The 8,203-nt window shown below is 58.5% G+C and carries 8 protein-coding genes and 1 pseudogene; 1 reads left to right on the top strand and 8 read right to left on the bottom strand.

The genetic code is table 11. The annotated features are described in order from the left end of the window. From gcvT to glyA, 6 genes and pseudogenes are all read right to left on the bottom strand, one after another. Window positions 1-220, bottom strand: a pseudogene (gene gcvT, locus ACR0LX_RS22680) (glycine cleavage system aminomethyltransferase GcvT); the annotation flags it as partial. Window positions 221-237: 17 nt separating this feature from the next. After that, window positions 238-660: a universal stress protein gene (locus ACR0LX_RS22675; RefSeq protein WP_480785592.1), complete on the bottom strand. Its 423-nt coding sequence runs from the start codon at window positions 658-660 to the stop codon at window positions 238-240. 76 nt (window positions 661-736) lie between these two features. Next, entirely contained in the window at window positions 737-2,107 is a 1,371-nt protein-coding gene (locus ACR0LX_RS22670) for an alanine/glycine:cation symporter family protein (RefSeq protein WP_480580371.1), read from the bottom strand. Window positions 2,108-2,132: 25 nt separating this feature from the next. Beyond that, on the bottom strand, window positions 2,133-3,077 hold the full coding sequence (gene lipA / locus ACR0LX_RS22665) for a lipoyl synthase (protein WP_480785591.1): 945 nt from the start codon (window positions 3,075-3,077) through the stop codon (window positions 2,133-2,135). Window positions 3,078-3,091: 14 nt separating this feature from the next. Then, window positions 3,092-4,471, bottom strand: a complete 1,380-nt coding sequence (lpdA, locus tag ACR0LX_RS22660) for a dihydrolipoyl dehydrogenase (RefSeq protein WP_480785590.1) — start codon at window positions 4,469-4,471, stop codon at window positions 3,092-3,094. An 11-nt stretch (window positions 4,472-4,482) separates the two neighbouring features. Further along, on the bottom strand, window positions 4,483-5,736 hold the full coding sequence (gene glyA / locus ACR0LX_RS22655; RefSeq protein ID WP_480785589.1) for a serine hydroxymethyltransferase: 1,254 nt from the start codon (window positions 5,734-5,736) through the stop codon (window positions 4,483-4,485). Window positions 5,737-5,883: 147 nt separating this feature from the next. On the opposite strand from glyA, the gene ACR0LX_RS22650 reads away from it, so the two are divergent. Further along, the gene (locus tag ACR0LX_RS22650; RefSeq protein WP_480785588.1) at window positions 5,884-6,486 is read left to right on the top strand and encodes a helix-turn-helix domain-containing protein; all 603 of its coding nucleotides are present in this window, start codon (window positions 5,884-5,886) and stop codon (window positions 6,484-6,486) included. Window positions 6,487-6,552: 66 nt separating this feature from the next. Here ACR0LX_RS22650 and ACR0LX_RS22645 read toward each other — a convergent pair whose 3' ends face one another. Both ACR0LX_RS22645 and ACR0LX_RS22640 read right to left on the bottom strand, forming a co-directional pair. Continuing rightward, window positions 6,553-6,924, bottom strand: coding sequence for a cupin domain-containing protein (locus ACR0LX_RS22645; RefSeq protein WP_480785587.1), 372 nt, complete (start codon window positions 6,922-6,924; stop codon window positions 6,553-6,555). A 57-nt stretch (window positions 6,925-6,981) separates the two neighbouring features. Further along, window positions 6,982-8,010: a YeiH family protein gene (locus ACR0LX_RS22640; protein WP_480785593.1), complete on the bottom strand. Its 1,029-nt coding sequence runs from the start codon at window positions 8,008-8,010 to the stop codon at window positions 6,982-6,984. Window positions 8,011-8,203: the final 193 nt, after the last annotated feature.

The raw sequence follows: 8,203 nt of genomic DNA, 5'->3' as shown, positions 1-8,203 counted from the left end.
GGCAAAGCGCTTCCAGCTTCTCACCCACATTCTCGCCCCGCAAAATCACCTGACCCATATGAGACACATCAAACACCGCCGCCTTCTCACGGCACTGCTTATGCTCTCCCATAATCCCCAACGGATACTGAACAGGCATCTCCCAACCCGCAAAATCAACCAACTTACCCCCCAACTCAACGTGCAGCGCATAAAGAGGAGTGCGTTTTAAATCTGTCATTTTTCTCAACCTTTCAATCAGCGGGACTGGTCGCGAACGACCATGACGGTGCAGTGCGCGTTGCGCACGACGCGGGCCAGGTTCGGGCCAATTTCGTAGTTCGGAAAATCGCCTTTGGTCGAGGCCATGACGATCAGATCAAAGCCTTCCCTGTGGGCGAGTTTCAGGATTTCGCGATAAACGCTACCTTCTTCGACATGCACCGTCACGTCGGCTGCGACACCATTTTCCAGGATCGCCTGAACCGCGTTGCGAACATGGTCTTTCGCGCCTGCGCCATAGTTGGCGGGCAGGTTCGGTAGTTGGATTATCTCGGGGATGACAGCGACCGCATGCAACTCGGCACCGTAGAATTTCGCTTGTTCCAAAGCGACCGGCAGCGCCTGTTTCCACGAGCGGTCGTCGGTGTGATCAATGGGCAGCAGGATTTTCGTGGCCATCGCGTCTCTCCTCAAGATAGGAATTCTGTTTCAACGTCAGGGGGCCAGACGGCCCCCTGCTTGTTCAGGGCCGATGTTATTCGGCTGGTGTTCCGCCGGGCTCTTCGGACTGGCCGCCCGAGGCGAAGAACTCTTTCGTCAGTTTGAAGACGATCGGGCTCAGCAGCGCCAAGGCGATCAGGTTCGGAATGGCCATCATGGCGTTCAACGTATCCGCCAGCAGCCAGACAAAGCCAAGATCCGCCGTTGCACCGAAATAGATCGCGACAATCCACAGAACACGGTACGGCATCAGGGATTTGACACCCAGAAGGAACTCGACACATTTTTCGCCGTAGAACGACCAACCGAGGATGGTTGTGAAGGCGAAGATCGACAGAGCGATTGCGATCAGAGCACCACCACCCGGCAGCGACGTGGCAAATGCCAGCGAGGTCAAGGCCGCACCGGATTCACCGGATGTCCATGCACCTGTGGAGATGATCGCCAGACCGGTGATCGAGCACACGATGATGGTATCGATGAACGTACCCAGCATCGCGATAAGACCCTGGTTTACTGGGCCTTTGGTTTCGGCCGCTGCGTGCGCAATCGGAGCAGAACCCAGACCGGCTTCGTTCGAGAAGACACCACGTGCCACACCAAAACGGATCGCAGCCCAGACAGCCGCACCTGCAAATCCACCTTCTGCGGCAGATGGGGTGAATGCGTAGGTGAAGACGAGCGACAGAGCGTTACCGATATTTCCGATGTTGATTATCAGAACCAGAAGACCGGCGACGATGTAGGCGATTGCCATGGCCGGAACCAGTTTACCTGCGACTGCACCGATGCGGGTGATGCCGCCCAGGATAACGGCTGCGGTCAGAACCATCAGAACAACGCCGGTGACCGAAGTGTTTACACCAAAATTCGATTCCAGAACCTGTGCAACGCCGTTGGCCTGCACACCGTTGCCGATGCCAAAGGCAGCAATTGCGCCGAACAGGGCAAATGCGACGCCCAGCCAGGCCCATTTCGCGCCAAGACCGTTCTTGATGTAGTACATCGGGCCGCCGACGTAGTTGCCCAGCTCGTCCTTCTCACGGTATTTCACCGCACAGACGGCTTCGGCATATTTGGTGGCCATGCCCACCAGGGCGGTCATCCACATCCAGAACAATGCACCCGGACCGCCCAGGAAGACAGCAGTGGCGACACCAGCGATGTTGCCCGTACCGATGGTCGCCGACAGCGAGGTCATCAGCGCGTTGAACGGGCTGATCTGCCCTTCGCCCTGACCTTCGCGGCCTTTGAACAGCAGGCTGAAGCCTGTGCCGATGCGCAGGATCGGCATGAATTTCAGCCCCACCTGCAGGAAGAAGCCGACGCCCAGAATGAGGACCAGCATCAGCGGCCCCCATACGACGCCATTTATGGCCCCTACGATTGAATTTAACGCTTCCATGGTTTCCCTCCCATTTGCGTTGGGTTTATGCCCTGTTCGCCAGAGCCCGTTGGCGGGCATGCTTGAGGGCGGCAAAGTCTTCGTCCGCGTGGAACGATGATCGGGTCAGCGGTGTGGCCGACACGTGCAGAAAGCCCTTGGATCGGGCGATCTGTTCCAGTTGAGCAAACTCCTCTGGTGCCCAGAACCGATCAATTGGATGGTGTTTCGGTGTCGGTTGCAGGTACTGACCCACGGTCAGAAAATCGACATTGGCGGCGCGCAGATCGTCCATCACCTGCCGCACGTCGCTGAGCGTTTCTCCCAGCCCCACCATCAGGCCCGACTTGGTGAAAAGCTCGGGGTTGGCGCGTTTGGCATCATCCAGCAGCCGCAGCGAGGCGTAATACCGCGCGCCGGGGCGAACCGTCGGATACAAATGCGGAACCGTTTCGAGATTATGGTTGAACACATCCGGTGCCGCTTCGAACACAATATCGGCTGCGTTGCCCTTGCCTAGAAAATCGGGTGTCAGCACCTCAACCGTAGTGCCCGGATTCTGGTGGCGCACGGCGCGGATCGTCTGGGCGATATGTTCCGCCCCGCCATCGGCCAGATCGTCACGATCGACCGAGGTGATGACCACATGGCGCAGACCCAGTTTCTTAACCGCTGCCGCGACGCGACCGGGCTCGAACGCGTCCAACGCGTCCGGACGGCCTGTTGCGACGTTGCAGAAGGAACACCCGCGCGTGCAGACCTCGCCCATGATCATCATGGTGGCATGGCGTTTGGACCAGCATTCGCCGATATTCGGGCACGCGGCCTCTTCGCAAACCGTGGCCAGATCGTGCGCGCGCATCAGGCGACGGGTCTCGTAATACTCGGCGCTTTCGATCTTTTTCCGGCGAATCCAGTTGGGCTTGCGCGGAATGACGCTGTCGGCCCTTTTGGCCTTTTCGGGATGGCGTGGACGAAGCTGAATGGTCATCTGGCTGGACCCTCTTACGCGTGGATCGCGCGGCCCATGGCATCAAGGCAGGCTTCCTTGACCGCCTCGCCCATGGCCGGGTGTGCGTGACAGGTTGAGGCGACCTCGGACACGGTCGCGCCCTTGGTCATGGCCAGAACCAATTCGGCGATCAGATCGCCCCCATGAGCGCCGCAGATATGCGCCCCAAGGATTGTGCCGTTGAGATCGGCCAGCACCTTTACCGCACCGTCAGTTTCACCCGTCGAGCGCGCGCGCGAGTTGGCCATGAAGGCGAATTTGCCGACCGTGTATTCAGTACCGGCCTCTTTCAGCGCTTCTTCAGTTGCGCCGACCGAGGCGATTTCGGGATCCGTATATACGACGCCCGGAACGGTGTTGTAGTCGACGTGCCCGCCCTGCCCGGCCAGCATCTCGACACATGCAACGCCATCTTCTTCCGCCTTATGCGCCAGCATAGGTCCGGCAACGCAGTCGCCGATCGCGAAGATACCCGGAACCGAAGTCTGGAATGTGCCATCCACTTCGATAAAGCCGCGGTGGTTTACGGCAACGCCGAGCACGTCTAGGCCAAGGCCACGCGTCACAGGGCGACGACCGACGGCGATCAGAACCTTGTCGGCCTCGATCACCTCTTCCTTGTCTTTGCCAACGCGATCGAGCGTAAGCGTCAGGCCTACATCCGTCTTTTCGACAGATTTCAACGCACGGCCCAACTGAAACTTGAGGCCCCGCTTGGACAATGCCCGCTGTGCGAGTTTCGCAATCTCGCCGTCGATTCCGGGCAGCACGCGGTCCAGATATTCGACCACGGTCACCTTGGCCCCCAGGCGGGACCAGACTTGCCCAAGCTCCAGCCCGATCACTCCGGCACCGACAACCACCAGATGATCCGGCACCGTCTCAAGCGCCAATGCGCCGGTCGAGCTGAGGATGTCCTTCTCATCCATATCGATACCACCCAGCGGAGTGGGTTCTGAGCCGGTTGCGATCAGGATATTTTTGGCCTCAAAAACATCATCGCCAACCTTGACCTGACCGCTGGCTGGGATGCTGGCCCAACCTTCGATCTGATCGACGCCGTTTTTCTTGAAAAGAAACCCGATACCTTTGGTCAGATCGCCTACGATCTTATCTTTGCGCCCCATCATCGCCGGCAGGTCAATGCTGGCCCCCTCGACCGCAATACCGTGCGAGGAGAGATGTGCAATTTCGGCATACTTGGCCGAAGAGGTCAGCAACGCTTTGGAGGGGATGCACCCCACATTCAGGCAGGTCCCGCCAAGCGCACCACGGCCTTCGACGCAGGCCACTTTCAGGCCCAGTTGCGCGGCGCGGATCGCAGCGACATAGCCGCCCGGTCCACCCCCGATGACGATAAGATCGTAAGCCATTTGGTCGTCTCTCAGTAAATCGGGTGGCTTGCGCAGAGGGCGCGCACCTTTTCACGGGTCTGTTGCTCGACGGCTGCGTCCCCTTCTGGCGATTGTGCCAGCGCGTCCAGCACGTCGCCGATCAGGTGGCCGATCTGTTTGAACTCTTCCGGTCCAAAGCCGCGGCTGCATCCGGCGGCGGTGCCCAGGCGGATGCCGCTTGTCACCGTGGGTTTCTCAGGATCGCCCGGTACGCTGTTCTTGTTGCAGGTGAAGCCTGCGCGCTCCAGTGCCGCTTCGGCGTCTTTGCCGGTCACGCCGACAGGACGCAAATCAACCAGCATCAGGTGGTTTTCGGTCCCGCCCGAGACGATATCGCAACCGCGCGCCATCATGACGTTTGCCAAGGCAGAGGCGCTGTCGACGACGCGCTGCATGTATTCCTTGAATTCCGGCTTCAGCGCCTCGCCAAACGCAACGGCCTTGCCAGCAATCACATGCATCAGCGGACCGCCCTGAAGGCCGGGGAATACGGCAGAGTTCAGCTTTTTCGCCAGCGCCTCATCATTCGTCAGAATGATCCCGCCGCGCGGGCCGCGCAGAGTCTTGTGAGTGGTAGATGTGACAACATGCGCGTGACCAACAGGCGACGGATGCAGACCGGTGGCGACCAGACCGGCAATATGGGCCATGTCGGCCAGCAACCAGGCCCCGACTTCATCCGCGATGGCGCGGAACCGGGCAAAGTCGATCTTTTGCGAATATGCAGACGCCCCTGCGATGATCAGCTTGGGCTTTTCGGCTTTGGCCAGCGCCTCGACCTGATCATAGTCAATCAGACCCGCATCGGTCAGCCCATACTGAATCGGACGGAACCACTTTCCCGACTGGGCGGGTTTCGCACCGTGGGTCAGATGGCCCCCAGCATCCAGCGACATACCCAGGATCGTATCACCGGGGCTGAGCAGCGCCAGCTTGACCGCACCGTTTGCCTGCGCACCCGAGTGCGGCTGAACATTTGCAAATTCACAGCCGAACAGTTTCTTCAGCCGGTCAATGGCTTCGGCTTCGACCTCGTCAACAAATTCGCATCCGCCATAGTAGCGACGACCCGGATAGCCCTCGGCGTATTTGTTGGTCAGTACTGAACCCTGCGCGTCGATGACGGCCTGCGAGACGATGTTCTCGGACGCGATCAACTCGATCTGCTCAGCCTGACGCTGTCCCTCGCGCGCGATCGACGCCGCAATGACCGGATCAGCATCCTTCAGCGGTTTTGTGAACATGTTCTCCTCCTGCAATCTCGAATCCCAAGTACGAAATTTTGTTTCCTATAGTGGAATTCGTCTGCATAAGGCAACAAAAATCTCATCACAGATACGTTGTCGGCTACCGGGGAATCCGGTAACCTTTGGAAAACGGGAGGGATTTCTTTGGTCGACGACAGCTCAGAAGACATCATCGGGCCGGACGAACAGGACGAAGGCGCTGCGCTGGGGCTGTCGATCCGGGATGCCCGACGCGCAAAAGGGTGGACATTGGAAGAGGCCGGACGCGCGGCGGGAATCGGGCGCTCGACACTATCCAAGATCGAGAACAACCAGACCCGGCCCAGCTTCGACATAGTGCGAAGGTTGACTCAGGCGCTGGACATGAGCACCCCGCAGCTGTTCCTGCAATCCGGGCAGACCGGGATTTCAGGACGCCGGGACTTTACCCCGAAGGGTGAAGGTGACAGGCGGGAAACGTCCACCTACCTGCATGAGTTGCTGTGTCCCGATCTGACCAGCAAACGCATGCTGCCATATATCGCGACGATCAAAGCCCGCGATCTTTCCGAATTCGAAAACTGGATACGCCACAGCGGCGAAGAGTTCCTGTATGTGCTGAGCGGAGAGCTGATCTTTGTGTCGGAACACTATCGGCCCCTGCCGATGAAGGCCGGTGACTCGCTATATTACGACAGCAGTATGGGACACGGCTGCATCTCGACCAGCAAAGAAGACGCCCGTGTTTTGTGGGTGTCGTTGGAGTAAACGACCGGGCGTTTCTGTCTATTGAACAGAAACGCCCGGAAATGGATCGAAACCAGGTTTTCGGGTTCAGTCGTCCGCGCTCAGATCGCGTATTACAAAATGCTTGGTCGTGGTTTCCACAACCTCCCAATACCCGCGAAAACCGTTTGGTATCAAAAAGCTTGCCCCGGCACGAAAGTCCTGACGCGTTCCGTCCTCGTGGATCAGCGCGCAATGTCCTTCCACAATGTAGCAGTACTCGTCCTTATCCGTGAATGCGTGCCACTTGCCTGGCGTCGACGTCCAGGTGCCCGCCGAAAGCTTTTTGTCCGGGCTGACAAAATGCATGCCGACCTGGTGATGCGGATCACCCTCGACCACGCGATCAGGCATATCCGCAAGGCGGCGTTCACTGCGCGTTTCCGGGGCGTCGTATAGATTGCGTACATGTTCGGTCATTTGTTTCCTCGAATTTCAGCTAAATGTCCTTGCGTTGCATTCCTATGTCGTCAGATCTCAATAATGCACCAGATAGACGCCGATCAGAACGAACAGGGCGATAAAGATGGTCTCGGCGACGATCAGGACGATGGCCTGTCCGCCTACGTCCAGAATACGCTTAAGCGAGGTTTTCATCCCCACCGCCGCAATCGAAACAAGCAGCGCCCAACGGCTGAGGCTGGACATCGCTTCGGACACCACCGCAGGGATCAGCCCCAGCGAATTGAGCGTTGCAAAGACAAGAAAGCCAACCACGAACATGGGCAGGATCGGCGGGCGCTTGCCTTCGTCGATAAACTCAGCATGGCGGCGCACAAGCGCTGAAATCACCAAAACCACCGGAGCCAGCATGGCGACACGGATCAGTTTGACCAACGTGGCAACTTCGCCGGTTTGGTCCGAAACCGAAAAGCCCGCACCAACCACCTGTGCAACATCGTGGATCGTTCCGCCCAGAAACACGCCTGAAATCTCGTCGTTGAAGTCAAAGGCTTCAGTCAGGATCGGATAGGCGATCATCGCAATGGTCGACAGCACCGTCACGGACAGCACTGTGAAGATAAGGTTGCGCTCGGAATGTTCGTTCTTGGGCAGAATGGCTGACAGCGCCATCGCCGCAGAAGCACCGCAGATCGCAACCGACCCGCCAGTCAAAACTCCAAACCGCCAGCCGCGGCCCAGCAGACGTGCACCCAAAAGGCCAAACAGGATCGTTAGGATTACGCCTGCAATCACGACAAGAATGAGATCAGACCCGAGATTCATCATCAGTTCGACTGAAATACGCGCCCCGAGCAGGGCCACGCCAAACCGCAACACGGTGCGCGCGGTGAATTCGATCCCGGGCTTGCAGCTTCCGCTGTCTTCCTCGGCAAGGAAGTGAAACGCGATGCCCAGCAACAGCGCCATCAGCATTGCCGGGGCGCCGTAGTGCTCGGACAGAAATTTCGCTGCGACGGCCACAACGACGGAAACAAGGAATCCGCGACCGTTCTTGCGCACAAATGTCTGGGATTTAGACATCAGTGATGGGGATGCAATCATATCTTGCATCTTGCGTCCTCTAACAAAAAAATCAGGCTTTCCCCGCGGGAAAGCCCATAGAGTCCCGGGCCCTGCTAGGCCCGGGTCTTTGTATTGACTGAACTTACGCCTCGACTTGGGGTGTCATGTCGGAAGCTTCGATACCTGCGACGGCGACGGGTTTTTTCATGGCGTCGCGGCGGAAGGGCTCGCC

The organism is Ruegeria sp. CH11 (assembly GCF_056537105.1).
The sequence above is the reverse complement of the archived record's forward strand: the minus strand, read 5'-3'. Positions and strand labels throughout refer to the sequence as shown.

Bases quoted from the DNA above. Each gene is read 5' to 3' on its own strand.
- ACR0LX_RS22675 (WP_480785592.1), bottom strand. From the start codon at position 660: ATGGCCACGAAAATCCTGCTGCCCATTGATCACACCGACGACCGCTCG.
- ACR0LX_RS22670 (WP_480580371.1), bottom strand. From the start codon at position 2,107: ATGGAAGCGTTAAATTCAATCGTAGGGGCCATAAATGGCGTCGTATGG.
- lipA (WP_480785591.1), bottom strand. From the start codon at position 3,077: ATGACCATTCAGCTTCGTCCACGCCATCCCGAAAAGGCCAAAAGGGCC.
- lpdA (WP_480785590.1), bottom strand. From the start codon at position 4,471: ATGGCTTACGATCTTATCGTCATCGGGGGTGGACCGGGCGGCTATGTC.
- glyA (WP_480785589.1), bottom strand. From the start codon at position 5,736: ATGTTCACAAAACCGCTGAAGGATGCTGATCCGGTCATTGCGGCGTCG.
- ACR0LX_RS22645 (WP_480785587.1), bottom strand. From the start codon at position 6,924: ATGACCGAACATGTACGCAATCTATACGACGCCCCGGAAACGCGCAGT.
- ACR0LX_RS22640 (WP_480785593.1), bottom strand. From the start codon at position 8,010: ATGATTGCATCCCCATCACTGATGTCTAAATCCCAGACATTTGTGCGC.